General features: G+C 34.9%; 30 protein-coding genes. 23 read left to right on the plus strand and 7 right to left on the minus strand.

Annotation, left to right across the window (positions count from 1 at the left end; genetic code table 11):
• The 12 genes from CLU97_RS01550 (at position 1) to CLU97_RS01605 (ending at position 10,295) form a co-directional block, all read left to right on the plus strand.
• Positions 1-822 carry an NAD-dependent epimerase/dehydratase family protein gene (locus CLU97_RS01550; RefSeq protein ID WP_121486383.1) on the plus strand — a complete coding sequence of 274 codons (822 nt, stop codon included), beginning with the start codon at positions 1-3 and terminating at the stop codon, positions 820-822.
• Positions 801-1,781: an ATP-grasp domain-containing protein gene (locus CLU97_RS01555; RefSeq protein WP_121486384.1), complete on the plus strand. Its 981-nt coding sequence runs from the start codon at positions 801-803 to the stop codon at positions 1,779-1,781. Before CLU97_RS01550 ends, CLU97_RS01555 begins: the two co-directional genes overlap by 22 nt.
• Positions 1,782-1,784: 3 nt before the next feature.
• Positions 1,785-2,420, plus strand: coding sequence for an HAD family hydrolase (locus CLU97_RS01560; protein WP_121486385.1), 636 nt, complete (start codon positions 1,785-1,787; stop codon positions 2,418-2,420).
• Positions 2,417-3,049 (plus strand): acetyltransferase, encoded by a 633-nt coding sequence (locus CLU97_RS01565; protein WP_121486386.1) that lies wholly within the window; start codon positions 2,417-2,419, stop codon positions 3,047-3,049. Before CLU97_RS01560 ends, CLU97_RS01565 begins: the two co-directional genes overlap by 4 nt.
• Positions 3,050-3,197: 148 nt before the next feature.
• Positions 3,198-4,340, plus strand: coding sequence for a dTDP-4-amino-4,6-dideoxygalactose transaminase (rffA, locus tag CLU97_RS01570; RefSeq protein ID WP_121486387.1), 1,143 nt, complete (start codon positions 3,198-3,200; stop codon positions 4,338-4,340).
• Positions 4,341-4,373: 33 nt separating this feature from the next.
• Complete coding sequence (locus tag CLU97_RS01575; protein ID WP_105700606.1) at positions 4,374-4,988, plus strand: DapH/DapD/GlmU-related protein; 615 nt, start codon at positions 4,374-4,376, stop codon at positions 4,986-4,988.
• Between the two features lie 2 nt (positions 4,989-4,990).
• Positions 4,991-6,115 (plus strand): glycoside hydrolase family 99-like domain-containing protein, encoded by a 1,125-nt coding sequence (locus CLU97_RS01580; protein WP_121486388.1) that lies wholly within the window; start codon positions 4,991-4,993, stop codon positions 6,113-6,115.
• On the plus strand, positions 6,108-6,953 hold the full coding sequence (locus CLU97_RS01585; RefSeq protein WP_121486389.1) for a glycosyltransferase family 2 protein: 846 nt from the start codon (positions 6,108-6,110) through the stop codon (positions 6,951-6,953). The genes CLU97_RS01580 and CLU97_RS01585 overlap by 8 nt, the downstream gene beginning before the upstream one ends.
• A gap of 30 nt (positions 6,954-6,983) precedes the next feature.
• Positions 6,984-7,652, plus strand: a complete 669-nt coding sequence (locus CLU97_RS01590; protein WP_121486390.1) for an NAD-dependent epimerase/dehydratase family protein — start codon at positions 6,984-6,986, stop codon at positions 7,650-7,652.
• 17 nt (positions 7,653-7,669) lie between these two features.
• Positions 7,670-8,491, plus strand: a complete 822-nt coding sequence (locus tag CLU97_RS01595; RefSeq protein ID WP_121486391.1) for a glycosyltransferase family 2 protein — start codon at positions 7,670-7,672, stop codon at positions 8,489-8,491.
• Positions 8,488-9,312, plus strand: a complete 825-nt coding sequence (locus tag CLU97_RS01600; RefSeq protein ID WP_105700601.1) for a glycosyltransferase — start codon at positions 8,488-8,490, stop codon at positions 9,310-9,312. The genes CLU97_RS01595 and CLU97_RS01600 overlap by 4 nt, the downstream gene beginning before the upstream one ends.
• Before the next feature lie 41 nt (positions 9,313-9,353).
• On the plus strand, positions 9,354-10,295 hold the full coding sequence (locus CLU97_RS01605) for a glycosyltransferase family 2 protein (RefSeq protein ID WP_121486392.1): 942 nt from the start codon (positions 9,354-9,356) through the stop codon (positions 10,293-10,295).
• Positions 10,296-10,367: 72 nt separating this feature from the next.
• Here the strand turns inward: CLU97_RS01605 and CLU97_RS01610 are convergent, their stop codons facing one another.
• Complete coding sequence (locus CLU97_RS01610) at positions 10,368-11,402, minus strand: acyltransferase family protein (protein WP_121486393.1); 1,035 nt, start codon at positions 11,400-11,402, stop codon at positions 10,368-10,370.
• Between the two features lie 169 nt (positions 11,403-11,571).
• Here CLU97_RS01610 and CLU97_RS01615 point away from each other — a divergent pair, with 169 nt between their 5' ends.
• From CLU97_RS01615 to CLU97_RS01625, 3 genes are read left to right on the plus strand one after another with little or no spacing between them, the layout of a single operon-like run.
• The gene (locus tag CLU97_RS01615; RefSeq protein ID WP_121486394.1) at positions 11,572-12,114 is read left to right on the plus strand and encodes an acyltransferase; all 543 of its coding nucleotides are present in this window, start codon (positions 11,572-11,574) and stop codon (positions 12,112-12,114) included.
• Positions 12,114-12,953 carry a glycosyltransferase family 2 protein gene (locus CLU97_RS01620; RefSeq protein ID WP_121486395.1) on the plus strand — a complete coding sequence of 280 codons (840 nt, stop codon included), beginning with the start codon at positions 12,114-12,116 and terminating at the stop codon, positions 12,951-12,953. Before CLU97_RS01615 ends, CLU97_RS01620 begins: the two co-directional genes overlap by 1 nt.
• Entirely contained in the window at positions 12,953-14,107 is a 1,155-nt protein-coding gene (locus CLU97_RS01625) for a glycosyltransferase (RefSeq protein ID WP_121486396.1), read from the plus strand. Before CLU97_RS01620 ends, CLU97_RS01625 begins: the two co-directional genes overlap by 1 nt.
• 1 nt (position 14,108) lies before the next feature.
• Here CLU97_RS01625 and CLU97_RS01630 read toward each other — a convergent pair whose 3' ends face one another.
• From CLU97_RS01630 to CLU97_RS01645, 3 genes are all read right to left on the minus strand, one after another.
• Positions 14,109-14,252, minus strand: a complete 144-nt coding sequence (locus CLU97_RS01630; protein ID WP_228437457.1) for an SDR family oxidoreductase — start codon at positions 14,250-14,252, stop codon at positions 14,109-14,111.
• 73 nt (positions 14,253-14,325) lie between these two features.
• Positions 14,326-14,559 (minus strand): phosphopantetheine-binding protein, encoded by a 234-nt coding sequence (locus tag CLU97_RS01640; protein ID WP_121486398.1) that lies wholly within the window; start codon positions 14,557-14,559, stop codon positions 14,326-14,328.
• Positions 14,560-14,587: 28 nt separating this feature from the next.
• Positions 14,588-15,559, minus strand: coding sequence for a 3-oxoacyl-ACP synthase III family protein (locus CLU97_RS01645; protein WP_121486399.1), 972 nt, complete (start codon positions 15,557-15,559; stop codon positions 14,588-14,590).
• A 53-nt stretch (positions 15,560-15,612) separates the two neighbouring features.
• Here CLU97_RS01645 and CLU97_RS01650 point away from each other — a divergent pair, with 53 nt between their 5' ends.
• From CLU97_RS01650 to CLU97_RS01665, 4 genes are all read left to right on the plus strand, one after another.
• A complete protein-coding gene (locus CLU97_RS01650; protein ID WP_121486400.1) occupies positions 15,613-16,182 on the plus strand; it encodes an acyltransferase in 570 nt (189 codons plus the stop codon).
• A gap of 37 nt (positions 16,183-16,219) precedes the next feature.
• Complete coding sequence (locus CLU97_RS01655; RefSeq protein ID WP_121489622.1) at positions 16,220-17,368, plus strand: glycosyltransferase; 1,149 nt, start codon at positions 16,220-16,222, stop codon at positions 17,366-17,368.
• Positions 17,369-17,379: 11 nt separating this feature from the next.
• Positions 17,380-17,934, plus strand: a complete 555-nt coding sequence (locus CLU97_RS01660; protein WP_121486401.1) for a serine O-acetyltransferase — start codon at positions 17,380-17,382, stop codon at positions 17,932-17,934.
• Positions 17,935-18,467: 533 nt separating this feature from the next.
• Complete coding sequence (locus CLU97_RS01665) at positions 18,468-19,961, plus strand: phosphoethanolamine transferase (protein ID WP_121486402.1); 1,494 nt, start codon at positions 18,468-18,470, stop codon at positions 19,959-19,961.
• Positions 19,962-19,973: 12 nt separating this feature from the next.
• Here CLU97_RS01665 and CLU97_RS01670 read toward each other — a convergent pair whose 3' ends face one another.
• Both CLU97_RS01670 and CLU97_RS01675 read right to left on the minus strand, forming a co-directional pair.
• Entirely contained in the window at positions 19,974-20,579 is a 606-nt protein-coding gene (locus tag CLU97_RS01670) for a DUF2306 domain-containing protein (RefSeq protein ID WP_183084497.1), read from the minus strand.
• Between the two features lie 135 nt (positions 20,580-20,714).
• A complete protein-coding gene (locus CLU97_RS01675) occupies positions 20,715-21,842 on the minus strand; it encodes an AraC family transcriptional regulator (RefSeq protein ID WP_121486403.1) in 1,128 nt (375 codons plus the stop codon).
• Positions 21,843-22,218: 376 nt separating this feature from the next.
• Between CLU97_RS01675 and CLU97_RS01680 the strand changes: the two genes are divergently transcribed.
• The 4 genes from CLU97_RS01680 (at position 22,219) to CLU97_RS01695 (ending at position 25,639) form a co-directional block, all read left to right on the plus strand.
• A complete protein-coding gene (locus CLU97_RS01680) occupies positions 22,219-22,887 on the plus strand; it encodes a carbonic anhydrase (RefSeq protein WP_121486404.1) in 669 nt (222 codons plus the stop codon).
• Between the two features lie 22 nt (positions 22,888-22,909).
• On the plus strand, positions 22,910-23,209 hold the full coding sequence (locus CLU97_RS01685) for a hypothetical protein (RefSeq protein ID WP_121486405.1): 300 nt from the start codon (positions 22,910-22,912) through the stop codon (positions 23,207-23,209).
• Between the two features lie 147 nt (positions 23,210-23,356).
• A complete protein-coding gene (locus CLU97_RS01690) occupies positions 23,357-24,949 on the plus strand; it encodes a SulP family inorganic anion transporter (RefSeq protein WP_121486406.1) in 1,593 nt (530 codons plus the stop codon).
• Positions 24,950-25,003: 54 nt separating this feature from the next.
• Entirely contained in the window at positions 25,004-25,639 is a 636-nt protein-coding gene (locus tag CLU97_RS01695) for a carbonic anhydrase (RefSeq protein ID WP_121486407.1), read from the plus strand.
• A 143-nt stretch (positions 25,640-25,782) separates the two neighbouring features.
• On the opposite strand, the gene pth is transcribed toward CLU97_RS01695, so the two are convergent.
• Positions 25,783-26,346 (minus strand): aminoacyl-tRNA hydrolase, encoded by a 564-nt coding sequence (gene pth, locus CLU97_RS01700; RefSeq protein ID WP_121486408.1) that lies wholly within the window; start codon positions 26,344-26,346, stop codon positions 25,783-25,785.
• Between the last annotated feature and the right edge of the window lie 18 nt (positions 26,347-26,364).

The following is a 26,364-nucleotide window of genomic DNA, read 5'->3' on the forward strand; positions in this document are numbered from 1 at the left end:
ATGAAAGTACTTATTACAGGAGCAAACAGTATTTTATCAAAGAGATTGGTTCTTGAACATCCCAATGATGAAGTGCACGTTTTGTATTACAGCCAGCCATCTAATCAGAAGGCTGAATATTTTCCTGTATCCCATATAGCTCAATTAAATACTGATTATAACATTGTTTATATCGTAAGTGCAGTAATTACGAATGATGCGAATAAAAATGATGAAATTTATGAGGTGAATATTAAATGGGTTCAATCAATTTGCAACCGTTTCACGCACTCTAAGGTTATTTTCTTTTCATCCGTTGCTGTTTATGACAATATAGATTCAGGAGTTATTGATGAGAAAACCCTTCCTTCCCCTAAATCAATATATGGGATTAGTAAGCTTTGGGGAGAAAAAATAGTGGAGCAGCATCCTCAATATGGAATTATAAGAATTTCTTCCATGTATGATGAAGAAATGAAGCAAACTACCTTCCTACCTAAAATTATTGAATCTGCCATAAAAGATAACCATATAACCCTTTTAGGAGATGGCAGCAGAATTCAAAATTATATCCATGCAAAAGATGTGGCCTTTCTCGCTAAAAGAGTTGCTATGTATAATAACAATGTGATCTTATTAGGGGTTTCACCGGAAAACCACACCAATAAAGAAGTAGCACAAATAATAAAAAAAACAATAAACTGTACCATTGATTTTAAAGGAGAAGATCTTTCAAGATCAGTAGACTATAAACCATCCAATCATGCTTTATATCAACAGCCCTTTACCACTTTGGAACAAGGAGTAAAAGAATTAATACAATGGAAAATAAAACAGTATTAGTCACAGGAATCGGAGGTAATGTGGGTCAGGGTATTTTAAGAAATATTGCTAAAACCCAATTCCCTGTTCGTCTCGTTGGTTGCAATGTAACAGATTTTTCTGCCGGCAATCATTTGTGTGACTCATTTTATAAGGTTCCCTATGCAATGGCAGACAATTATATTGATGTCATTAACTCTATTGTTGAAAAAGAGAAAATAGATTTAATTATTCCATCTACCGATTACGAAGTATATTATCTGGCTCTGCATAAGGATAAACTGAAAGCGAATGCCGTAGTAAGCAAAGTAAGTACATCAAAAAAATATTTAGATAAGTATCTGTCTTATACATATCATAACGAACATGAACTTCCTTTTGCAGAAGCTTATCTACCGAAAAACTATATTCCCGGTACTTTCACAGACTATATTGTAAAGCCGAGAGAAGGAAGAGGATCCAGAGGACTGCATATTAACCCAGAGGATTTATCAATATTTGATGATACCTACATGGTACAGAAACTGATCAAAGGAAAAGAGATTACCACCGCTTTCTATGTCAATAAAAATAATGAGCTTCATGGTTTTATAAATCTCGAACGCACTTTGGAAAATGGGGCTACCAATGAGTGTATTGTAAACAGATCTTTTGATAAGGAACTGGAAATAATACTTAAAAAACTTGTTTCTAAAAATGATTTTATAGGAAGTGCAAACCTTCAGTCTATTGTAGATGAAGAGGGAAATATTATTCCGTTTGAGATAAATTGCAGGATTTCAGGAACCAATTCTATCCGTTCCAATTTCGGTTTTGAAGATGTTAAATATACTTTAGAAGAGTATTTATACAACATGTCTCCAAGCAAAACAAATATTACCGAAGGAGTTGCAGTGAGAATCTTAATGGATGTCATTTATCCCGGACAGCCCAATATTGATCTTTTGAAAGATAATTCATCACCTCATTATATTTTTTAAAATATGGAAATTTTACTATTAGACGCCGCAAATACGCTCATTCACAAACCTTCCTTATGGAATAAACTGATGAATGTGCTTCAAAGTAATGGTTATTCTGTAGATAAAGATTCTTTATTTCTGAGACATAAAATACTCTCTGAAATCATCAATTTTCCAGATAGAACCTCTAAAGATTTTTACTCAGAATTTAATAGTGAATTGTTACTAACCCTAGGAATTATTCCAACAGAAAAAATATTAGATGAAATGTTTTCTGCCTGTTCATATCTTCCCTGGGTAGCATTTGATGACTGCCATATATTAAAAGAACTGAAGATAAAAAAAGCAGTTCTATCCAACTTCAATTCAACATTGAAAGACCTTACGGATCAGCTAATAGGAGAAAATATATTTGATGAAATTATTATTTCTGAAAATGAAAACTGTAGAAAACCTTCAATAGAATTTTATCAACTGGCCATTGAAAAGCTAAATACTGATCCTGGAAAAATTCTATACATTGGTGATTCATTAAAACTTGACGTTATTCCTGCTCAGAAATCAGGAATGAATACCTTACTGATTGACAGAGAAAATATATTTCCTCATGCTAAGAACAGAATTTCAAGTTTCAACGAAATAATACAATATATATGAAACGCATTGCCATAATTGGATCCGGCCACCTTGGGCAACAGATTCTGTATCATATTCAAACAGATACTAATGATAAGGTTGTTGGTTTTTTTGATGATTTTCAGGAAAAAGGAAATCTGGTAAAAAATACTCCTGTATTAGGTGGTAAGGAAGATATTGCAGAGTATTTTCAGCAAGATTCTTTTGATGAATTAGTAGTAGCTATTGGCTATAAGCATTTGACGTTCAAAAAACAGGTATTTGAAAGCTTTAAAGGTAAAATTCCTTTCTATACCTTTATTCATTCCACAAGCATTGTTGACCCTTCAGCCAAAATAGGACATGGAACCATTATTTATCCTAATTGTATGATTGATCAGGATGTAGAAATTGGAGATAATGTAATGATGAATATTTCCTGCTCCATTGCGCATGATTCAGTAATAGGAAATCATTGTTTCCTATCTCCTTCTGTGGCTATGGCAGGTTTTGTAAAAGTTTCAGAATTATGTATTCTTGGGATCAACAGTACGATTATTGACAATATCCATATCACGGAAGAAGTACAGCTGGGAGGAGGTTCAGTGGTGATTAAAAATATTTCCAACCCTGGCCTGTATGTAGGAAATCCTGTAAGATTTATACGTTAACTCAGTGATTACATTTTATAATAATATATTTGTATTTAATATTGGTGTATTTACGTTCGTAACAGGCTTGACTATTTTATTCAGTTATAGCTCTTTAGATATATAGAAAAAAGTTTATACACATCAAAGATTCAAAATTTAAAACACTATGATCCCATTTAACAAACCATTTATTATTGGTAAAGAACTTATATACATTGAAGAAGCCGTAAAAAGCGGTAAAATTTCAGGAGATGGAATGTTTACAAAAAAATGCCAGCATTTTTTTGAAGAGAACTACAATTTTCCAAAAGTTCTGATGACCACATCATGTACGGATGCACTGGAAATGGCAGCCATTTTATGTAATTTAGAACCTGGTGACGAGGTAATTGTTCCTAGCTATACTTTTGTTTCTTCTGCCAATGCTTTCGCTTTACGCGGTGCAAAAATTGTTTTTGTAGATTCTTACCCGGATAATCCCAATATTGATCCAGCCGAGATAGAAAAACATATCACTGAAAAAACAAAAGTAATTGTCCCGGTACATTATGCTGGGGTAGCCTGTGATATGGAGAGAATTATGCAACTGGCTCACAAACATAATTTATTTGTAGTGGAAGATGCGGCGCAGGCAATCGACAGTTATTATACATTCTCAGATGGAACTAAAAAAGCATTGGGATCTATAGGACATTTCGCTGCCTTCTCTTTCCACGAAACCAAAAATATTATTGCAGGAGAAGGAGGAATGCTGGTCATTAATGATCCTAAATATTTTGACCGTGCTGAAGTAATCCGCGAAAAAGGAACCAACAGAAGTGCTTTCTTCAGAGGAGAAGTTAATAAATACGGCTGGGTAGATCTTGGCTCTTCATTCTTACCGTCAGAGATTATATCCGCTTTCTTGTACGCTCAGTTAGAAAATCTGGAAATCATCCAGAAAAAAAGATTAGAAATCTGGAACAATTACCAGAGCGGACTTTCGGAATTAGAGGAAAAAGGGTTCATTACTTTACCTGATATGCCTTCTTATGCAACAAACAATGCTCACATGTACTATATTGTTTGCAGAAGTTATGAAGAAAGAACCAATTTGATTCAGCATTTAAAAACTCAGGATATTCACCCTGTTTTCCATTATTTAAGCTTGAATAAAAGTGATTTTTTCCTGGCTAACAATCCTAAAATAGATATTCCAAATTCTGATCATTTCACAGACTGCCTGCTAAGGCTGCCATTCTATTATGAATTATCTAAAACCGAACAGAATAAAATCATAGAGCTCATTAACATTTTTTTTGCTAAATAATACAACAGCATTGTCACTTCTGAATAATAAAAGATGAATTTTCTAAAAAAATATATTGTCAATTTTTTGTTCGATGTTCTGAATTCGAATGCTTATAAAACCCATCAACAAAACAAATTAAATACATGGGCACAGAAAAGCTTCAAAAAATTCGGAACGAATTCGGCATTGCCAGAAGAGCATTGGATAAAAAATCCTAAGTATATATCGATAGGTAATAATTTCAGCTCTTTATTCCACCTAAGGCTAGAGGCCTGGGATCGTTTTCAGAGTGAGATATTTCACCCGGAAATAATAATTGGCGATAATGTAGTTTGTAATTCCGATGTTCATATTGGAGCAATCAATAAAATTGTCATAGGAAATAATGTATTAATGGCCAGCAGAATATATATTTCTGATCATGCTCATGGCAATATAACGAGTAATGATTTAGAAAATATCCCTGCTGAAAGGCCCTTGTACTCCAAAGGTCCCGTTATTATTGAAGATAATGTATGGATAGGTGAAGGCGTATGTATTCTTCCTGGAGTTACTATTGGTGAAAACTGTATTATTGGAGCAAACTCTGTAGTAAATAGGAGTTTTCCAAAAAACTCAGTGATTGCAGGAGTTCCCGCCAGATTAATAAAAACATTAGAAAACTGATTATGAAAAAAATAAAACCACTTGCATTTTATCTCCCTCAATATCATCCCGTCCCGGAAAATGATGAATGGTGGGGAAAGGGATTTACAGAATGGACTAATGTAGGCAAAGCAAAACCTTTATTTGAAGGACACGACCAGCCTATATACCCGGCAGATCTCGGATATTATGATCTTCGGGTTCCCGAAATAAGGGAAGCGCAGGCACAAATGGCCAAAAATTACGGCGTACATGGGTTTATCTATTATCATTATTGGTTTGGAAATGGCAAACAATTGTTGGAACGTATTGCAAATGATGTACTGAAAAGCGGAAAACCGGATTTTCCCTTCTGCTTTTGCTGGGCTAATGAAACATGGTCAGGAATATGGCACGGCTTGTCTGAAAAAATATTGGTAGAGCAAGTCTACCCAAGCGAACAGGATTTAATCGATCACTTTGAATATTTATTGCCATTCTTCAAAGACAACAGATACATCAAGGTGGATAATAAGCCTCTTTTTATCATTTATGATCCTAATCATTTAAATCAAGAAGCTCCGCAATACATTGAAAAATTCAGAGAGCTTGCAAAAGAAAACGGATTTGATGATTTGTATATCATGGCATCCAATAAACTGAGTGATGATCTTGATTTCAAATCGATGGGATATGATAGTAAGATTTCCAATGCATTTCATAAAGCATGGAATCCTCATATTCAGAAGAAAGAACATATTTCCCATTCTCAATATTATAAAAAAAGGATAAAGGGATTAATAGGATTACAAAAAAAGGAACAGCCGAAAGTAAGAACTCAGGACGCTGGTACCGTTGTAAACGATCTTCAGTATGAAGAAAGCAATGTGACCACTTACCCATGCGTTTTGCCTAACTGGGACAACACCCCAAGAAGTGGCTACAGAGGAATCATTCTTACGGATAATTCTCCGGAATTATTTGAACAGCAGCTAGAAAAAGCTGCAAAATATCTTGAAGATAAAAAAGATTATCCTGAACAGTTTCTCATTGTAAAATCATGGAACGAGTGGGCAGAAGGAAATATTCTGGAACCGGATAGAAAATATGGTTTCGGATATTTGAATGCATTAAAAAAAATATTGAATAAACACAATCAACATGAGTAAATTCAGTGTACTTATCGCCAACTACAATAACGGACATTTTTTCGAGGAATGTTATCAAAGCTTAATTGCTCAGACTGAAACAGACTGGGAAACCGTAATTTTAGATGATGGATCTACCGATAATTCTCTCGAGATTATAAAAAAAATCGTAGAAGGCGATCCTCGTTTTAAAATTCATCAAAACGGAGAAAATAAAGGAATCGGATATACAAAGAAAAAACTGATTTCTCTCGCAGCATCTGAAATATGCGGATTTCTTGATCCTGATGATGCATTGGTTCTTCATGCCTTAGAAATTGTTTTAAAAACCCATTCAGAAAATAAGGAAGTGGGGTTGGTATATTCTAACCTTATATTTTGTGATGAGAATCTTAACCCTCAAGCGGTTCACAAAGCCAAACAAATTACTGAATTAGACCAGTCTTATTACAATTTTAAAGGAGAAATATCAAGCTTTGCTGCTTTAAAAAAGAGCATATATGAAAAAACGGCGGGGATAGATCCCTTTTTGAAAATTGCAGAAGACAAAGACTGGTACATGAAAATGTGCGAAGCTGCTCCCGTAAAATACATTGATGAAGACCTGTATTTATATAGAATTCACAATAACGGAATCTCTACTACAAAAAACACGGAAAAAGCTCTTTACTGGCATTGGGTAGCCCTTATAAAAATGGCAGAAAGAAGAAATATTAATATTGAAGACCTGTTTGTACAAAATTATGTTCCAAGAAACAAATATCAATATTCCCTTGATAAACTTGAACGTGTAAAGAATTCAAGATGGGCACAATTAGGAAACAAACTCGGGTTATTTAAAATTTTTAAATACCTGTAAAATCTTTTCAAAACACTTAGATAAAAAAATATGATTATTGGTAATGGAATTCTGGCAAACGCCGTAAGACCCTATGACAGAGAAGATGTAATATTTTTTGCATCCGGAGTTTCCAATTCTCTGGAAAAAAATCCTGCAGCATTTGACAGGGAAATCAGGCTCTTACAATCAATTTTAGAAGAATTTCCGGATAGAAAACTGATTTATTTCTCAACCTGCAGTATTTATGATCCCACAAAAAAAGACAGCCCATATGTTATTCATAAACTTAATGCTGAAAAACTGATTGCCGATACATGTAAGAATTTCATTATTTTCAGAATCGGGAATGCAGTAGGACGTGGAGGAAACCCCAATACGCTGATCAACTTCCTTAAAGACGCTATACTGTCTGAAAATAAATTTATCTTACATAATAATGCAAAAAGAATTCTTATTGGAACAGACGATATTGCTTTATTTATAAAACAGTATATTGATGAATTTAATAATGAGATTATCAATCTTACCTATCCTTACCAGTATTCTCTTCCTGAGATCCTTTCTCAATTGGAAGAACATTTAGATAAAAAAGCAGTCTACGAAAATGTGGATGAGGGTTCTTATTATACAATAGAATTCGACCCCACTACAGAAACTTTTTTTACAGGAATTTCTTCTGAAGATTATTTACGAAGATTATTCTTAGCTTATTTATAAAGTAAAAAATTTATTTGATGAAACATAAAATTTCCATTATAGTTCCCTGTTTTAATCATGCTAAATTTCTGGAAGAGTGTATACAGTCTATTAAAGACCAATCTTACACCAACTGGGAATGTATTATTGTAGATGATGGTTCTACTGACGATACAGCAATTGTGGGCAAGAAACTTGAAAATGATAAAATACGTTACGTTTATCAGGAAAACCGGGGACTTTCCGGTGCACGAAATACAGGAATCAGAAATGCTGCAGGAGATTATATTCTTCCTTTAGATTCTGATGATACTCTTAATCCGCTGGCTTTAGAAAAAATGATTGCGGTTTTTGATCAGAATCCGGATACATTAATTGTATTTTCAGACACTGTTACCTTTGGTCATACCAGTAAAAAATCTAATCTTCAGGAAAAATTCACTCTCAAAGAACTACTTTTGGGAAATAAATTATACTGTACATCCATGTTTGCCAAGAAATATTTTGATGAAGGCATTACATATGATGAGAAATTAAGACACGGTTTTGAAGACTGGGAATTCTGGATACAGCTTATATCTGCACATAGAGAGCAACCTATAACAAAAATTGATTATGTTGTTTTCAATTACAGATCTCATCCGGAAACCTCAATGATCAAAGAAATCATTGGCAACAATGATAAGAAGGAATTTATTTACCATGCTGTATACGAAAAACATAAAGCCCTCTTTCATGAGTTTTTCCCAAGCTATATTGCTCTTCTGAACAGAAAGACGTTTTATGAAACAAAGCTGGAAAATATATACAGCAGTAAACCATACAGAATCTATAACTTTATAAAAAATTTATTTAAATGAGTCAGTTTGTACATGTGATAATGACAAGATTCAATGTTCCTACAAAAGGCTGGGACGAAACCCGTTCAGGCTTTAAACCCCTTACAGAAGAATGGCTGGACGATCGTTTTAAATTGTTCAGAAAATATGTTCTTCCTTCCTATAAAGACCAAACCAACCAGAACTATATCTGGCTTACCTTTTTTGATGTTAAAACTTCAGAAAAATTCAGGAATATTATCAAAGAAATAGAAGCAGAATACCCTGTATTCAAAGCTGTTTTTGTAGAAGATTTTGATGTAATGAAAACCAAAGCTGTAGAAATTATTCCGCAGTTCTTCAATTCTGATACAAAATTTGTAATTACCAGCGAACTGGATAATGATGATATGCTTCACAAAGATTACGTAAAAACGGTACAGGAACACTTCAAACCAGTTCATGACCTTGTTATTGATTTAAGAAGAGGATTCCAGCTTACTATGCTGCCGGGTCGTAAAGCCGTAGTAACAGTATATAATGCTGTTGCCAATCCGTTTGTAAGTCTGGCAGAAAGTGTAGACAATTTTAAGACTGTCCTGAAAGAACGGGCACACAACTGTTATCGTGATTATAAAGATTTTTCTATAGAAGACACAAAGGAAATGTATATACAGATCATCCATCAGTTTAACATGATGAATGCCACCTTCAAACATAAAGCCGTTCCTGAAGTGAATTTTTCTGAATTTGGAATGACAAAAGATACAGATTTTACGATAGACAGCTTCAAAACAATGAAGCATAATATTTCCAGAATTCCATATGTGATGAAGCTTATTCTGAAAAAATTTATAAAGTAATAAAAGCTTAGCTTTTATCTTACAAAACATAATTTGATACAATGAAAATTTCTGTAATTATTCCCGTTTACAACGCTGAAAAATATGTTTCCCAGGCTGTGGAATCTGCTCTTCAGTTCGATGTTGTACATGAGGTGGTATTAGTGGAAGATAAATCTCCGGATAATGCCCTGCAGGTATGTCAGGAACTTGCCGGGAAATATGACAGAGTAAAACTCTACCAACATCCGGACAAAGAAAATCACGGAGCCGGCGCCAGCAGAAACCTTGGAATGGAAAAATCGGAGGGAGACTTTATTGCGTTCCTTGATGCTGATGATTATTACATGCCCAACCGTTTTGATGCAGAAAGAGAGCTTTTCCCCAATAAAGAGGTAGACGGCGTATATGGCGCTATAGGAGTACATTATTATTCTGAAAAAGCAAAAGAACAATATTATAAAGTCTTTGGCGACCGCCTCACTACCGTTTATAAAAAACATGACCCAAAAGATGTATTTCCGGGACAGCTTAATATGAGAGGAACTTTCGGGCTTTTCAGCATTGATGCTTTAACGATCCGAAAAAGCTCTTTGAAAAGTATGGAATATTTCTTTAAAACCCATTTGAGACTTCATCAGGACACAGAGTTCCTTTTCAGACTCTCCTACTATCTTAATTTATATCCGGGAATTCTCGACAAAGCAGTAGCCATAAGAGGAGTTCATGAGAATAACAGAATTACCAAAATAGATGCAAGAGAAGTAAAACCTGCGTCAACAAGAGTTGTATTGTGGAAAGAGGTCAATCATTGGGCAGAAAATGAAACCACCATTCCTGACGATGTTAAGCTTCACATTAAAAGAGTATACCGAAGCTTCCAGATTGCGAATGCTCCCCTATTGAAAAAATGGGGCATGATCACAAAATATCTGATTACAGATTATAAAAGCATACGTTCCGGATTGTACAATATCAATTTCAGGAAAGACTTATTCTCCTAATCAAATTCTAAAGATTAATATCTCGTCCGTCTATAAAACTAAACATTTAGTTTTATAGACGGACGTTAATTTTTAACGCTTTACAAAATGAATTTTTCTTAAAAGGTCACGCATCGGTTTTTCAATAAACTGGTAGAAAATTGCTGAACTGAACAGCATTATAATAATGTAAATTATAAATACAATATCAATATTGAAGGTATACTGTTGCCACTTTAAAAATTCTCTTACCAGATAAAGAACCGGAATATGAGTGATGTAGATCCCGTAACTTATTTCTCCCAGATATTCCAGCGGTTTTAGTGAAAAGAATTTACTTACTCTTCCATTATTAGCCGAAATCATCATAATAGCAGGAACAAAAAGCAGAGCCATCAAACCATTATGGTAGAAAAGTGGAACAAACATCAGTGATACAAGAATCAGGAAAAAAAGAAAAATAACCTGACGGTCGTAATTCTTCTGTCTGTAGTTTCTAACGAAAAATATCCCTGCCAGATTCCCGATCATAAATTCATTAAGATGCCAGAAAGGAAAATAATACAAAAACTCATGGCTTTTCGTGTGTGGCCCTTCATAAGCACCATATACAGGATATAAGTTCGAAAATACCTGAGTAATCAGCCAAAGACCAATGGCAAATACCCAAATCGTTTTATTTTTCTTAGCATAAAAATAATTATACAGTAATGGAAAAAGCAGATAGAAGAAAAATTCTACAGAAATAGACCACCCCGGAAAATTCAGAATCATGGCTTCTCCCGGTATCCAGCTTTGAATTCCCAACCCGTATAAAACCAGTTTATACCAATCGAACATCTCATACCTCGTCATGAAGTACAGCAGAAGCCCCAGTATATAAAGCGGATAAATCCTGGCAAATCTGTTTTTATAAAACTCCAGATAATCTATTTTATCTTTTTTGTGGTATGCAATAATCATAATAAATCCCGAAAGAATAAAGAAATAGCTTACCCCTACATTCGCCCTCAGAAACAGATTGGAAATATAATCTATCTTATATAAAAACAGATCTTTGTTGAAATGGGAAATTACAATTGCCATGGCGGCAACAAACCGGGTAAATGTAATCTGACTTATTTTCACAGAATTGCAAAATGCTTTACTTTATTAAAACATGGCCATATCAATGCTAAAAGCCTGTTTTATTTCATATAAAGTGTTAATTTTAAGGCACAAAAATAAGATTTATTATTATAATTTATGCAAAACGAAGTATCTTTGTCAACTACAAATGTGAAAAATAAATTTAGGTATGCTTGATGAAATTTTAGCAAAAATTCAACGTAGGAGCCAGATTTCTCGTCTCAAAAAACACCCTCATGTTTCTTTTAAGGGGATAAGGCTTGGGATAAGTGATCATTTTGCTCTGCATGAAAATCTAAAAAAAGTTACAATTGGTAGTTCTGTAAGCTTCAGAAACTATGTACACATTCTTGTGGAGAAAAATGCCACATTAGAAATCGGGAATAACTTTTTTATGAATAACTTCTGTTCCATCAACTGTCTGGACAGCATTTCTATAGGTGACAATACTTTATTCGGGGAAAATGTAAAGCTGTATGACCACAACCACGCCTACCAGTCTCACCCGGAATTTAAACTGTTTTCCTCTGAATTTACTACCGCTCCTATCAAAATCGGAAGCAATTGCTGGCTGGGAAGTAATGTAACGGTCTTAAAAGGAGTTACCATAGGAGATAACTGCATTATTGGTGCAGGATGTACCATTCATAAAGATATTCCGGCTAATACAACTGTAATCAATCGTCAAGATCTAATATTCAAGGAACATTAATGAAGTTTTCTATTCTTATTGCCCATTATAACAACGCCCTTTTTTTCAAAGAATGTTTTGAAAGTATCCTTCAGCAAACCTATACAAATTGGGAAGCTATCATTTTAGACGATGCTTCATCTGAAAGCGAAAAGAAAATGGTCCAGGAAATCATTTCAAATGATAAAAGGTTTAAATTTTTTGAAAATGAAAAGAATTCCGGTGTAGGAGTTACAAAAAGCAAACTGATCGAACTGGCAGAAGGAGACATTTGTGGGTTCCTGGATCCCGATGATGCCATCAACCCTACAGCCATTCAAAAATGTATGGAAATCTTTCAGGCTAAAAAAGATACCGTTCTTACTTATTCCCGGTTTATGACATGTGATCAGAACCTGAAGCCTATTGCCCCGTTCAGATCTGCTATGCAGGTACCGAATGGTGATCCATATTTTTTTAATTTCCCGATTCAGATTGCTCATTTCGTGAGTTTCCGAAAAGCAGTTTATGAGCAGACCGAAAAAATGAATCCCGATTTAAAAATCGGGGAAGATCAGGATTTATATCTTAAAATGTATGAGAAAGGGAAAGTTCAGTTTATTAATGATACCAATTATCTTTACAGAACACATCAGGGAGGGATTTCCCAGAATGATAATAAAAAGAAATCGCATGACTATTTTGCTCAGGTGATTTTCAACACAATGAAGCGAAGAGGTCTCACCACCATCAACGGTCAAAAAGTTCCTGCTCATTATACAGGAGCGGATGAGATCTTTGAACTGCTGCAATATCAGCATCAGCTGCCTTTCCGTATTATGAAAAAAATTAAAATTACTTTACAATCAATCTTCGGATAATGTTAGAAAAAAAAATAAAAATCTTATTCAGACATCGTTCCATGGAAATGGGAGGGGTAGAAAAAGTATTGTTGAGCCTTCTTAACAACCTCAACCCTGACAAATTTGAAATAACGGTGTGTCTTACCCTCAACCAAGGAAAATTACGTGACGAACTTCCGAAACACATCAGAAAAATATATCTTACGGATGGAAAAGAAGATTTTTCCACTAATTCTATTTTACAGAAACTCCAGCTCGTTAAAAGAAGATTGAAGCTGAGAAAACTGAAAAATAACCCGGCCATTGCAGACCGACTTATCAATGATACTTTTGATATAGAAATCGGGATGGATTACAGGGATTATGATGCGATCCTGAATTCCACTCATACCCATTCAAAAAAAATCGGATGGTTTCACTCTGAGATCAATGTTCCTCAGTTCCAGCCTTTGGTTCCGAATATCTTAAAGAGTTTTCCTCAGTTTGATCATATGGTGTATTGCTCTCATAAGATTAAAGATATGATGCATGAATATTATCCGGATCTGAATTATCCGGCTGAAAGCGTGATCATCAATCCAATTCCTATTGAAGAAATTAAGCGTAAGGCAGAAGAAAAGCTTGACAATTTCCCTGAAGGACCTGTTTTTGTTTCCATTGGAAGACTTCATTCCAGAAAAGGATATCATAAACTTATTGAAGCGCATACAAGGCTTATCAATGATGGCTTCCACCACAGCATTGTTGTGATAGGTGATGGCGGTGAAATGAAAAACCTTAAGGAACAGGCTGCTGCCAATAATGTAGATAAGACATTTATCCTGGTAGGAAATCAGATGAACCCTTATCCTTATATCAAAAAAGCGGATTATTTTGTTCTTCCGTCAGAATCTGAAGCATGGCCATTGGTGATTGCCGAAGCATTGATTCTCCAGAAGCCTATTGTTGCTACCAATGTAGGTGATGTGGGATTGATGATCAAAGACAAAGAAACAGGATACCTCATCAGTTATGATGTAGATGAGATGTATAAAGGAATAAAAGCATTCCTTACAGATCCTGCTCTTGTTCTTCATATCAGAGAAAATCTCAAAAATATTGAAAGTCAGTTTGACAATAAGAAAATATTTGACAGTGTAGAAAATATTATAGAAACACTGCACAAACAATAAGCTATTGGGCGGAATACCCTCCGTCAATCATAACATTGGTTCCCGTAACCCATCTTGAAGCATCAGACAGTAAAAAAACACAAGCATTCGCGACATCTTTAGGATCACCTATTCCCAGCGGATGCTTTTTTATGATTTCTGACAAAAAAAGCTTCTCCCGATTCCGGAAGAAGCCCCTGTAATGAGAATAATTTTATTTTTTAATGAGAAAGCATCCATTAATCTTCAAAATTTTCTTTTCCTATAACATTCATTAGGTCTGAAACAGTTTCAATATCTTTAAAATGCTTTGTATCAATTTTTTTGCTAAAATTTTCGTCTACAAATGCAATAACAGAAAGCAGGCTGATAGAATCATAGCTTTCCAGAGATTTTAAATTCGTATCAGTAGTTAATGTATCGTCTTCCTCCAGCTCTTCTTGTAGTTTTTCTAAAAAAACGGATGTTTTCATATTGTATAATTTTATAATGTTTGTTATTTTAAATTTCCATAATGGTAGCTCCCCATGAGTATCCTACTCCAAAACCAGCCATTAAAACCTTGTCTCCTTCTTTCAACATTCCTTTATCCATCATATTTTTAAGAGCAATAGGAATGGTTGCAGAAACGGTATTACCCGTCTTTTCCATATCAATATAGAACTTTTCTGCCGGAATTTTTGTTTTCTTTCTTAAATAATTCAGCATAAAAGAATTAGCCTGGTGAAAGACAAAATGGTCAATATCATCCATCGTCATTCCGTTTACTTCCAGTGTTTCTTTTACTAATCCCGGGATATTTTCAATGGTAAAATTAAAAATCTCGGGACCATTCATATAAATATTTTCAGGACTGAATTCATGTTCCGGATTCAGCTCAAAATCTTTTTTAAAGGCACCTTCCTTTACAATAAGATTTTCTGCACCACTGCCGTCTGTTCCGAGGCAAAACTGATAATCATTGCCATCAGCTTTTTCAATAATTGCAGAAGCAGAAGCATCCCCGAATATGCTTCGGTTTCCTTTATCATCAGGATGAATATGTTTGCTATAGGTTTCTGAAGTCACCAGGAGAATACTCTTTGCAATGCCTGCAGAAATCAATCCTTTTGCAAAAGCCAGTCCATATACAAATCCTGAACAGCCAAGATTAAAATCTATAGCTCCGATATTTTTTCTAAGCCCCAGTCGATCCTGCAAAATACAGGCCGTTGTAGGCAGAAAATATTCAGGGCTTTGAGTACAGAACAAAATAAAATCAATTTTATTCCGGTCATAGTTTTCAAAAATTCTTTCCGAAGATTGTACAGCCATATCCAATACCGTTTCATTATCCGACGATATATGACGCTGGGAAATACCTACTTTTTCCTGGATCCGTTCGGAACTCCATTCCGGGAACAGTTTTTCAAGATCCTCATTAGTCAGTACTTGCTGCGGAAGGTAATATTCTATTTTTGAAATTTTCATCATATTAATAAATTCATTTTCTTTGCAAAAATAACGAAAACAAAGATACACCTGTGATGATTTTTATATTTAGAATTTTCTTAAAAATACACTCTCTCTATCATTCTTTTTTAAATAAAGGCAGCCTTGAAGTGGCAAAATACAGAGGGATGAAGGTCGGGAAGAATTTCAATATGCCCGATAAAATATACTTTGGCACCGAACCCTATCTCATAGAAATTGGTGATAACGTGAATATTGCCGGGGATGTAAGGTTTGTGAATCATGGGGGAACTACTACTCTTCTTAGAAAACTTCCCGGATATGAAGACGCAAGAATTCTTGGAAGAATAAAAATAGGGAACAACTGCACCATTGGTCTTAACGCTGTTATTATGCAGGATGTACAAATTGGCGACAACTGTATTTTAGGAGCCAATTCTGTATTGTCACAATCTATGCCTCCCAATACCGTGTTTATCGGAAATCCGGCTCAATTTTTGTGTACTATTGAGGATTACGGAGATATTGTATTAAAAAATAATCCGGAATATCCTCGCGAACTTGAGAAAGACAGAAAGAAACTCGATGCCTATATCAAAGAAAATCTACCTCATAAGTACAAGAAAGCGAGAAAAATTAAATAAATTTGCCTTTGTAAGTATAACACAGAAAAAAACAAATTTGAAAAAGAAAAAACTCCTCATTCGCATAGGCTCATTACGTCACGGTGGTGCCGAAAAGGTATTAGTCAACTTTCTGAAACATCTTCCTTCTGACAAATATGAGGTCGACCTGCTGGTCAATCTTTATTCCGGACTTTATATAAAAGAGGTTCCGTCATGGGTTACTTTATATTACCTAACGAAGGGAGAAATGATAACCACCAACAGGCCTCAGGATATTCCTGTAAAAGCTTACAGGGTTCTTTATCAGAAAATGTTTCTTTGGTTCCCTTCCCTGCTTTACAAATTTGTTTTAAAAAATAAAAAATATGATGTAGAGATTGCAGCCATCCATGCAATGCATCAGGAAATACTATCCAGCCCGCAAAAAGATTCTAAAAAAATCATTTGGGTACAGAATGATATTTTCAATTTGAAAGAATATACTCCCGAAGTCATTCGACAGTTTTTTAAGTTTGACAAAATTCTTGTGATCTCTAATAAATTACAGGAAGGAATGTACAAACTCGCAAAAAACGAAGCGGAGAAAGCTTCCGTCATTAAAATTTTCAATCCGATTGATAAGAATGATACGCTAAGAAAGGCAGATATTGAAATCAATGATTATCCTTTCAAAAGTGATCTTCCTACTTTTGTAACGGTAGGAACTGTATATCCCCAAAAAGGCTACGACAGATTACTGAATGTTCATAAAAAGCTTATTGATGAAGGATTAAAACATCAGCTCCTGATCATTGGTGACGGCTATGACTTTGATAACATTCAGAACCAGCTTAATACACTTGGGCTTCAGGATACCGCAAAGATGCTTGGTTTCAGCAGCAATCCTTACCCATATATGAAAAAGGCAGATTTCTATATTATGTCTTCAAGGCATGAAGGATTTCCTACCATCATAGCCGAAGCACTTATTCTGAACAAGCCTATTTCTGCTACAGATATTTCTGGTATCAAAGATCTTCTCCAGAATGGAAAACTGGGAAATATTACCGAGAATTCCGAAGAAGGGATATATGAAGGAATGAAAAAGTTTCTTACGGATAAAAATATTACCGAAGAATACAAAAAACAGATCTCGCAAACAGAACTTCCGTTTGTATTGGAGAAATCTGTGGAGCACCTTCAGAAAATAATTGATGAAGTATAAAAACATAGACCATGGCTGATTATTCTATCATTCAAAAAGATTTTTACAGGGAAAGCGGAAAATGGCTTTCCACATTTCAGATCTGGAAAAAATGCATCAATCCTAATCTTCATTTTGTCTATGTACTGAGGATGGCTCAGAAATACCAGAAAACACCTGCCCTGAATACTTTCTGGAGGATTGTACTGAGACATTATCAGATCAAATACGGATTTCAGATTTATCCGGAAACCCAAATTGGGGCAGGCTTTTACCTGGGACACTGGGGAAGCCTTGTTATCAACCCCAAAACCATCATTGGCAAGAACTGCAATATTGCACAGGGAGTGACCATCGGACAACAAAACCGTGGAAAAAATGAAGGTTCTCCGGTTATTGGTGATGAAGTATGGATAGGCACCAATGCCGTTATTGTAGGGTCTATCACAATTGGAAACAATGTATTGATTGTTCCTAATTCTTATGTCAACTTTGATGTTCCCGCCAATTCTGTTGTCATAGGAAATCCTGCCAAAATCATCCCTACAGACAATGCCACAATGGACTATATTAACCGTAAAGTGTAGTAAATCTATTACTTATAGTAATAATTCTACTTGCACGCATCGGTTATTTCATGTAAATTTGCAAACAATGTATTGTTTGATTGCAAAATAATAACACAATCTTCCTTTTTTGTAAAAAATTTTATATTTTTACAATACGGACAGCATCAATCCTTCAATGCAGCTTGTTCTGAAAAAAATCACATAATCTTAAAAACACAACCCGGGCTTATTACTAATTTTAAAAATAATTATTGATGAAAAATACACTTTCTTATTATTCCCATTATTCACCTGCTCTATCAATTCTATAAGTTACATTTTCTGTTATCACCGAAAATCTAAACGGAAAGAAATAGCTCTCCGTCATGAAATTGTAACCATTTATCTTTCAAAAGTTTCTTTTTGAGCTGATACAACATCTTTGATCTCTGAGAATTATTATCTGATATTAATTCTTTCCGTGCAACATATGATTTGATGTTCAGCAGATTACCAGAAAAAGAAAGACTATTTTTAAAATTGATCTTAACCGCGCAGAAATAAATACAAATATGCTTAAAAAAATAATTCTCATTCTTCTCATCATACTGTATCTTACAGGTTTTCTTCTTTCCTTCCCTTATATCTTTGATAATCTTTTTGGGGCTGAAAAGTTAGACAGTATCCGGAATTTTTTTGAGTATGGAACTATGTTTTGCTCCTTTCTTGTATTCAACGCGCTTCTTTTTAAGAATAAATTTACGTCTGTAATTGCTGTTATCTTATGCTTTTTATTAAGCCTTAACTTTCTGATATCGGCATCCTGTTATCTTATTTATCATTCCGGGTTTAATGTAGGAATGGCCATCAGTATTCTTGAATCTAATCCGGATGAAGCTATGAGCATGTCTTATATGTTTATTCTTCCGGGTATTTTGTTTTTCATTTTTCTGGGGATGTTACTGTACTCTGTAAATTATCTTAAAAAAGATGTTGTAAAATTTGATGCTAAATTTATCATTATTGCTTTATTATGGCTTATTCTTCCATTTGGGTATCACTTAAAACACACCTATATAAGCAATAAAGGCGGAGGAAAGATGATCAAGAATGTATATTATCACTTGTCCGATTTCAATACAGCATTAAATATCCAGAGTGATATTAATGCAATTAAAAAGAACATTCCGGTTTTCAACATCAAAAAAATACAGCCAGGCATAGAAAATGTGATCCTGATCATAGGAGAATCCGAAAGAAAACAAAATATGTCTTTGTATGGCTATAATAAAAAAACGACTCCTTATACAGATGAGCAGGCCGGAAATATGATGATTTTTGACAATGCTGTTTCTCCTGCAGGTATTACCAACCTGAGCGTTCCTTTGATCCTTTCCAGCATTCATCCGGATGAATTCAGATATCACTATGAGAAACTGTCTTACAATATCATCAATCTTGCCAATCAGAGTGGATACAATTCTTTCTGGCTAAGCACACAGGCAAGCGCCAAAGGAATTACCGCAATTGCTTCTATGGCTAAAAACAAAAAATGGATCAACGGTTTTGATGAAGTTATTGTTCCGGAACTGAAAAATGTGATTCAGAAGAAAGAAGATAAATTTATTGTTCTTCACATCATGGGAAGCCATCCTAACCCATGTAACAGAATCCCTCCTAACTGGAATTCTGAAGGTATGGACTGCTATGACAGTTCTATAAAATATACTGATTCTGTCTTCAAAAATATTTTCAGCACGCTGAAAAACACAAATTCTGTAGTGATCTACGCATCCGATCACGGGCTTAAAATACAAGGCAACAAGCTGCTTCATGTGGACTCTAAAGAATCTACACAGGTACCGTTTTTCGTTTGGTATGGCGATAAAGTACCCGCAAATTATAGAATTACAGGACATGAATCTAAGCGAACACAAACCACTTATATCTATCCGCTTATCATGAAATATATGGGTCTGGAAGCTCCTCAGCATTATAAAAATGAAGGAAATAAGTACCTGAATTTAGAAATGAACAGTATGGAGTATGATAAACTGCCAGAGTAAAATCTACCCGGTCTATATTATAGCTGTTTTTCTATTAATATAATAAGCAACGAACAGATTAGGAACCCAACACAGCCACGCCACTGCAATATAAGAGCTTTCGGCATCGCCTGTAGCCATTTTCAGCAGGGGAAACCATAATCTCAGCGTCACTGCGGCAAACGTACAGGCATAGCTGTAGGTCATGAACCGTTCATGTTTGGGGATGTTTCCTTTTCTGATCTGCATAACCGCAGCAAGAGTCGTCATCAGCCAGATGAGTCCTAGACAGATAAATCCTGCTGCTGAAATGAATCCTCCGTTTGCATAAAAGCCCATATAAATAGCGGATACAGAACTTATAACCACTGAAATTACATACAGCCCTCCGATGATCCGATGAATTCTGAGATTTTTATTCCGGAATGAAACGCTAAACTGGCTCCATCCTATAAAAAGAGCAAATCCGCCGAAAATAATATGAGTAAAAAAAGCAGATTTCCAAATGATGTTATGAAGTACTTCTAAGGGTTTAGAACCCAGAAAGGTATATTGATGTTCTACAAAAGCATAGATCAAAGGATACAATCCAATAAGCAATGCCAGTACACACATTATTACAGACAGTAACTTTTTCATAATTGTCAATTTAATTTTCTGTAAAAATGAACATTACAAAAGCTTCAACTGTTCCAAAATGAAAGGTGGAACCTATTTATAAATCACTAATAATAAAACACTTACAATACCATCATCTAAGATAACAATAATAAGTTATTCCATATGAATGCTTTGGCTCTTTAAAAACTCCGTTGGTGAACAATCCATATATTTTTTAAAATTTCTGTTGAAAGAAGTTTTGGAATTGAAACCACATTCAAGGGCTAATGAAAGAATTGTATATTTTTGGTTTTCCGGAAGAACAACGGTTCGCTTAAAATCTTCAATACGCTGCCTGTTGATATAATCATAAAAGTTTTTATGCTCTACAGAATTAATGACCTGAGACAATACATTAGGATGAACATTCAATAGCTGAGCAATCGTATTCAGGTTAAGTTCCGGATCTTTATAAAGTTTTTCATGTTCCATTTTATACACCAGCCTTTCATAAATAGATTGTATAGCCTTATCTCCCGGAGAATTTTTCTGATATTTTACAATCTCATTATCAAATACCTGTTCATCCTTCAATTCTGTGATAACCGGTAAATTCAAGATCCCCACACGACTGATCCCAAAGTAAGCTGCCACTACAATAAAGAGAACAACCAGAGAAAAAATAAGGATATCATTTCTAATAATCACAGCAACCCATATCAAAGCGATCCCAGCAATCAGATAATACAGCCAGCTCATATTCATTTTCTCTGTATTGGAGTATTGGCTGGATATACCTTTTGTATATCTTCTGACCGAGAAAAGGCTTAAACCAACATATATTATTCCTGATAAAATCATGAGATATTTAATCACTTTACTTACTAACTTAAACCTATTATTTCCGCCCTGGTAAACAGAAAGCCGATCCCATGGAGACATTAAAAAAAGTTGAGATAACATCAGACAGATCAGGAGAACAGGAATACAGTGTAACAATCCTATCTTCAACCCCGGATTTCTTCCTGTAACGCATAGAACATACAAATACAGCATTGGTCCGTGAATAAAAGGAAAGATAACTTCAAATCCCAGAAAATAAGGAAATGCCACATAGCTTCCGGAAAAAAACAGGATAAATAATATGAGATGTATTCCTATCATCAGGAACCATGCAGCCAATACATAATCTGCCTTTATTTTTTTGCGCTTTCCTATAATTAAAAGAGAAGAAAAAAGGGCAATGAAAACTCCCGCCAGATAAAATACAGATGGTAAAGATTGCAGCCCAAATTCAGACATTCTGTGAATAGATTAATTGACCTTGAAATTATTCATTTTTTTGAAATCTCTGACGGTTTTTTTATAGCCCTGTCTCAAAACAGACAAATAATTAAGAATATTTTAATTCACAAATCTCAAATTTTAATTTTTACTTCGTAATTTTATCTTGGTTTTTTTTAAACGTTTGGATTACCATAGAGAAACCAATAGTTGTTATACAAAGTATTTCGGAATATTACATATGATTTTAAGCATATTTTAATATTAAACTTTGTTAAAAGTGTTTGAATCTTTAACAAAAAGTATATTTTTGTACAATTATTGATTTGGTCTATTGATTTTGAAAATAATTTAAACGAAATAAATAATTATAAACTTTTAAAAATTTTAAATTATGTCACAATCGTACGAGGTTATTTTCGAAAACAACAAAAAATGGGTAGAGTCTAAAGTGGCTGAAGATCCCAACTTCTTTCAGGAACTTGCAAAAACTCAGCATCCGGAATTTCTTTATATAGGATGTTCGGACAGCAGAGCGACAGCAGAAGAACTGATGGGAGCAAAGCCTGGAGAAGTATTTGTTCACAGAAACATTGCTAATGTTGTTAATACTTTAGATATGAGTTCCACAGCCGTTATACAATATGCTGTAGAACATCTGAAAGTAAACCACATTATTGTGTGCGGACATTACAACTGCGGAGGGGTAAAAGCAGCGATGACGCCTCAGGATCTTGGATTACTGAATCCATGGCTGAGAAATATTCGTGATGTTTACAGACTGCATCAGGCAGAGCTGGATTCTATTCAGGACGAAAACAAACGTTATGACAGACTTGTAGAACTTAATGTTCAGGAGCAGTGCATCAACGTTATTAAAATGGCTTGTGTACAGGAAAGATACATCCTGGAAGAGCGTCCTGTTGTACACGGCTGGGTATTTGACCTTAGAACAGGTAAAATTATTGATCTTGAAATTGATTTTGAGAAAATCTTAAAAGACATTCAAAAGATCTACAACCTTACAGGTTCTGATTGGGTAATGAGCAGAAATACTAAATAGTTTTTCTAAAAAAGAATGTAAAATGAAATTCTGGAGTATTATAGTATTAACGTTTTTTCTGAATTTTACAGCGCTGCCAAGCATAGCTGCGGTAGCGGGCTGGGATATTGCGAGAACGAATATTATAATCAATGAAGAAGAACCCCATTCTCACCCGTCCTCATTTATTGTTTACGAAAAGACCATTCCTAAACCTTTAGATGTATTCGATTATCTGAAGTTTTCTGAACCAGAGGTTCAGGGCGTGTCTTTTGTACTGATTGATGATTCTTTTCATCTTTCACCCTTACTTACCATATTTTCTCCTCCTCCGGAAGCGTAAGCCTTAATAATTAGATTTTTTTGATACCATTTCCATATCATTTTGTGATATAGGATCTCCATGTATTTAAAATTAATTTTTTTTCAACTTCTTATAATTGACTTATTTTAAATCAAATAAGCCGGTTATATCTTACAGCTTCACATTATGAAAAAGACATCATTAATAGGAGGAATCAAGGAAAATTTTCCTTCAGGACTCGTGGTATTTTTAGTAGCACTTCCGTTGTGTTTAGGAATTGCTTTAGCATCAGGTGCTCCCCCATTATCCGGTATTATTTCCGGTATTGTAGGCGGCCTGGTAGTAGGAACAATCAGCAATTCAAATATTTCAGTTTCCGGGCCTGCAGCAGGTCTTACGGCAATTGTTTTAACCGCAATAACAGATCTTGGCGCATTTGAGCTTTTCCTTTGTGCAGGGATTATTGCAGGGCTTATTCAATTGGTTTTAGGATTTGTAAGAGCCGGAAGTATTTCCAACTATTTCCCGAATAACGTGATTGAGGGAATGCTTGCAGCCATAGGAATCATTATTATTTTAAAGCAGATTCCGCATGCATTAGGATTCGATAAGGATTATGAAGGTCATGAATCTATCTTTGACAACGGCCTGAATTTCGGATATTTTACAGAATTATTTGGAGCAATCCATCCGGGAGCTATTGTTATTACTTTGGTTTCTGTAGCCATTCTTATTGCATGGGACAAAATCCACGTACTGAAAAGGATGAAAATGCTTCCAGGGGCTTTGGTAGCAGTAATTATAAGCATCCTTTTGAACCAACTTTTTAAGATGTCCGGAAGCTCTTTGGCTATTCAGACTCAGCACTTGGTTTCATTACCGGTTCCTCAGACGTTTGATGATTTTAAAAATCTGATTACAACGCCAGATCTTAATGGTTTTACCAACCTTAAAGTATGGATCGTAGGAGCTACTATTGCTATTGTAGCTTCTATTGAAACATTGCTTTGTATTGAAGCATCAGACAGATTAGACAGACAGAGAAGAATCACGGATACCAATCTTGAACTTAAAGCACAAGGAATAGGAAACCTTATCAGTTCATTTATTGGCGGACTTCCTATGACATCTGTAGTAGTAAGAAGTTCTGCCAATGCTAATGCAGGGGCAACCTCTAAAATGTCAACGATTATTCATGGTGTATTTTTATTGATCTGTGTACTCTCCATTCCTGTTGTATTAAATTTAATTCCATTGGCTACTTTGGCTGCGGTATTAATTTTAGTGGGATATAAACTGGCAAAGCCGGCTACATTCAAGCATTTCTGGCATTTAGGAAAATTCCAGTTTATACCATTCGTAGCAACGGTAGTAGCTGTGGTAGCAACAGATTTATTAAAAGGAGTAGGAATTGGCCTTGCCATCTCAGTTTTCTATATTCTTCAGGGAAATATGAAAAGAGCTTATTATCTGAGCAGAGAAAGACTGGATGATGCTGACGGAATCAATATAAAACTGGCTGAAGAAGTTTCATTTTTAAATAAAGCAGCAATCAAAAAAACACTTAAAAACATAAAGCCTAACTCTACCGTTATCATTGATGCGAGGAACACTTCCTACATTGCAACAGATGTACTGGAAATGATTCAGGATTTTGCCAATATCCGCGCAAAAGAACAGGACATCAATGTAGAACTTCTGGGCTTTAAAACTTCATACAAAGATTACGAAAGAAGTGAGGATTCTCACATTTTAGTCACTCATAAAAGAGCCATGTAATCTCAAACATCAATTAATTTTTTTAACTTTAAATTCGAAAATAATAAATAAAATATGAAAGCACATACATACGAAACACAGTCAACAATTACTCCAGAGAAAGCATTAGAATTCTTAAAAGAAGGAAACCAGAGATTTGTAAACAACCTTAAAGCTAACAGAGACCTTCTTGAACAAGTGAATGCTACCCGTGAAGGGCAATGGCCGTTTGCTGTAGTTTTAAGCTGTATAGACAGCCGTACTTCTGCAGAACTTATCTTTGACCAGGGATTAGGAGATGTTTTCAGTATCAGAATTGCGGGTAACTTTGTTAATCAGGATATTCTTGGATCTATGGAATTCGGTTGTAACGTTGCCGGTTCTAAACTGATTGTAGTATTAGGACACACAAAATGCGGTGCATTGAAAGGAGGTCTTGACGCTGCACAAATTGAAGGAATGGGAATGGATAACCTAAACCACCTTATCAATCACTTCAACCCAATCATCAATGATATCATTGAGGAGAACGAAGAGCGTTCTTCAAAAAACAGTTCTCTTTTAGAAAGACTTAACCAGCAAAACGTAAGAAGTGCCATTGAAGACATCCGTAAGCAAAGCTCTACACTTAAAAACCTTGAAACAGAAGGCAAAATTAAAATCGTAGGAGCCAATTATGATGTTGAAACAGGTGTTGTAACATGGCTATAAGCAATTAAACTCATTAAATTTCAATTATAATTTACAGAAAATGCCATCGAATTTCGGTGGCATTTATTTTGTAACATGGTTTATACCAATAAAAGTTCGGGTTTCCCCTGATACCTTCCACCTGGAACCTACTATCTGTTTATCTATTTCCCGTTAAAAGCAGACATTGTATTATTCAAACCTGCAAAAACGAAAGAAAGACTGGCCTTAGAAAAGGTTTCAATTCTTTCTGTAAGCTTTTCTGATTCTTCTTCATTCCAGGTTCCTAATACATAATCTACCTGTCTCCCCGCAGAAAAATCCGCAGAGATACCAAAACGCAGTCTTGCATAATTTTGAGTCTGCAATACTTCATTGATATTTTTAAGCCCATTATGACCTGCATCAGACCCTTTTCCTTTCATTCTTAAAGTTCCGAAGGGAAGAGCAAGATCATCCGTAACAATCAGTACATTCTCCAAAGGAATATTTTCTTTCTGCATCCAGTATTTCACTGCATTTCCGGAAAGGTTCATATAAGTATCGGGCTTAAGAACAAAAACCTTTCTCCCTTTATGTTTTCCTTCTGCCAGCCACCCAAAGTTGGAGGTATTGAATGATACTTCAAGAGTTTCGGCTATTTTTTCGGCTACTTTAAAGCCTATATTGTGTCGTGTATTTTCATATTCTGAGCCTTTGTTACCAAGCCCAACAATTAAATATTTCATCAGAAATTTTTTGCAAAA

The sequence above is a fragment of the Chryseobacterium sp. 7 genome (assembly GCF_003663845.1).
Classification (GTDB): Bacteria; Bacteroidota; Bacteroidia; order Flavobacteriales; family Weeksellaceae; genus Chryseobacterium.

What these genes read in the sequence shown, in the direction of transcription:
- CLU97_RS01550 (WP_121486383.1), top strand. Translation starts at nt 1, where the DNA reads ATGAAAGTACTTATTACAGGAGCAAACAGTATTTTATCAAAGAGATTG.
- CLU97_RS01555 (WP_121486384.1), top strand. Translation starts at nt 801, where the DNA reads ATGGAAAATAAAACAGTATTAGTCACAGGAATCGGAGGTAATGTGGGT.
- CLU97_RS01560 (WP_121486385.1), top strand. Translation starts at nt 1,785, where the DNA reads ATGGAAATTTTACTATTAGACGCCGCAAATACGCTCATTCACAAACCT.
- CLU97_RS01565 (WP_121486386.1), top strand. Translation starts at nt 2,417, where the DNA reads ATGAAACGCATTGCCATAATTGGATCCGGCCACCTTGGGCAACAGATT.
- rffA (WP_121486387.1), top strand. Translation starts at nt 3,198, where the DNA reads ATGATCCCATTTAACAAACCATTTATTATTGGTAAAGAACTTATATAC.
- CLU97_RS01575 (WP_105700606.1), top strand. Translation starts at nt 4,374, where the DNA reads ATGAATTTTCTAAAAAAATATATTGTCAATTTTTTGTTCGATGTTCTG.
- CLU97_RS01580 (WP_121486388.1), top strand. Translation starts at nt 4,991, where the DNA reads ATGAAAAAAATAAAACCACTTGCATTTTATCTCCCTCAATATCATCCC.
- CLU97_RS01585 (WP_121486389.1), top strand. Translation starts at nt 6,108, where the DNA reads ATGAGTAAATTCAGTGTACTTATCGCCAACTACAATAACGGACATTTT.
- CLU97_RS01590 (WP_121486390.1), top strand. Translation starts at nt 6,984, where the DNA reads ATGATTATTGGTAATGGAATTCTGGCAAACGCCGTAAGACCCTATGAC.
- CLU97_RS01595 (WP_121486391.1), top strand. Translation starts at nt 7,670, where the DNA reads ATGAAACATAAAATTTCCATTATAGTTCCCTGTTTTAATCATGCTAAA.
- CLU97_RS01600 (WP_105700601.1), top strand. Translation starts at nt 8,488, where the DNA reads ATGAGTCAGTTTGTACATGTGATAATGACAAGATTCAATGTTCCTACA.
- CLU97_RS01605 (WP_121486392.1), top strand. Translation starts at nt 9,354, where the DNA reads ATGAAAATTTCTGTAATTATTCCCGTTTACAACGCTGAAAAATATGTT.
- CLU97_RS01615 (WP_121486394.1), top strand. Translation starts at nt 11,572, where the DNA reads ATGCTTGATGAAATTTTAGCAAAAATTCAACGTAGGAGCCAGATTTCT.
- CLU97_RS01620 (WP_121486395.1), top strand. Translation starts at nt 12,114, where the DNA reads ATGAAGTTTTCTATTCTTATTGCCCATTATAACAACGCCCTTTTTTTC.
- CLU97_RS01625 (WP_121486396.1), top strand. Translation starts at nt 12,953, where the DNA reads ATGTTAGAAAAAAAAATAAAAATCTTATTCAGACATCGTTCCATGGAA.
- CLU97_RS01640 (WP_121486398.1), bottom strand. Translation starts at nt 14,559, where the DNA reads ATGAAAACATCCGTTTTTTTAGAAAAACTACAAGAAGAGCTGGAGGAA.
- CLU97_RS01645 (WP_121486399.1), bottom strand. Translation starts at nt 15,559, where the DNA reads ATGATGAAAATTTCAAAAATAGAATATTACCTTCCGCAGCAAGTACTG.
- CLU97_RS01650 (WP_121486400.1), top strand. Translation starts at nt 15,613, where the DNA reads ATGATTTTTATATTTAGAATTTTCTTAAAAATACACTCTCTCTATCAT.
- CLU97_RS01660 (WP_121486401.1), top strand. Translation starts at nt 17,380, where the DNA reads ATGGCTGATTATTCTATCATTCAAAAAGATTTTTACAGGGAAAGCGGA.
- CLU97_RS01665 (WP_121486402.1), top strand. Translation starts at nt 18,468, where the DNA reads ATGCTTAAAAAAATAATTCTCATTCTTCTCATCATACTGTATCTTACA.
- CLU97_RS01670 (WP_183084497.1), bottom strand. Translation starts at nt 20,579, where the DNA reads ATGAAAAAGTTACTGTCTGTAATAATGTGTGTACTGGCATTGCTTATT.
- CLU97_RS01675 (WP_121486403.1), bottom strand. Translation starts at nt 21,842, where the DNA reads ATGTCTGAATTTGGGCTGCAATCTTTACCATCTGTATTTTATCTGGCG.
- CLU97_RS01680 (WP_121486404.1), top strand. Translation starts at nt 22,219, where the DNA reads ATGTCACAATCGTACGAGGTTATTTTCGAAAACAACAAAAAATGGGTA.
- CLU97_RS01685 (WP_121486405.1), top strand. Translation starts at nt 22,910, where the DNA reads ATGAAATTCTGGAGTATTATAGTATTAACGTTTTTTCTGAATTTTACA.
- CLU97_RS01690 (WP_121486406.1), top strand. Translation starts at nt 23,357, where the DNA reads ATGAAAAAGACATCATTAATAGGAGGAATCAAGGAAAATTTTCCTTCA.
- CLU97_RS01695 (WP_121486407.1), top strand. Translation starts at nt 25,004, where the DNA reads ATGAAAGCACATACATACGAAACACAGTCAACAATTACTCCAGAGAAA.
- pth (WP_121486408.1), bottom strand. Translation starts at nt 26,346, where the DNA reads ATGAAATATTTAATTGTTGGGCTTGGTAACAAAGGCTCAGAATATGAA.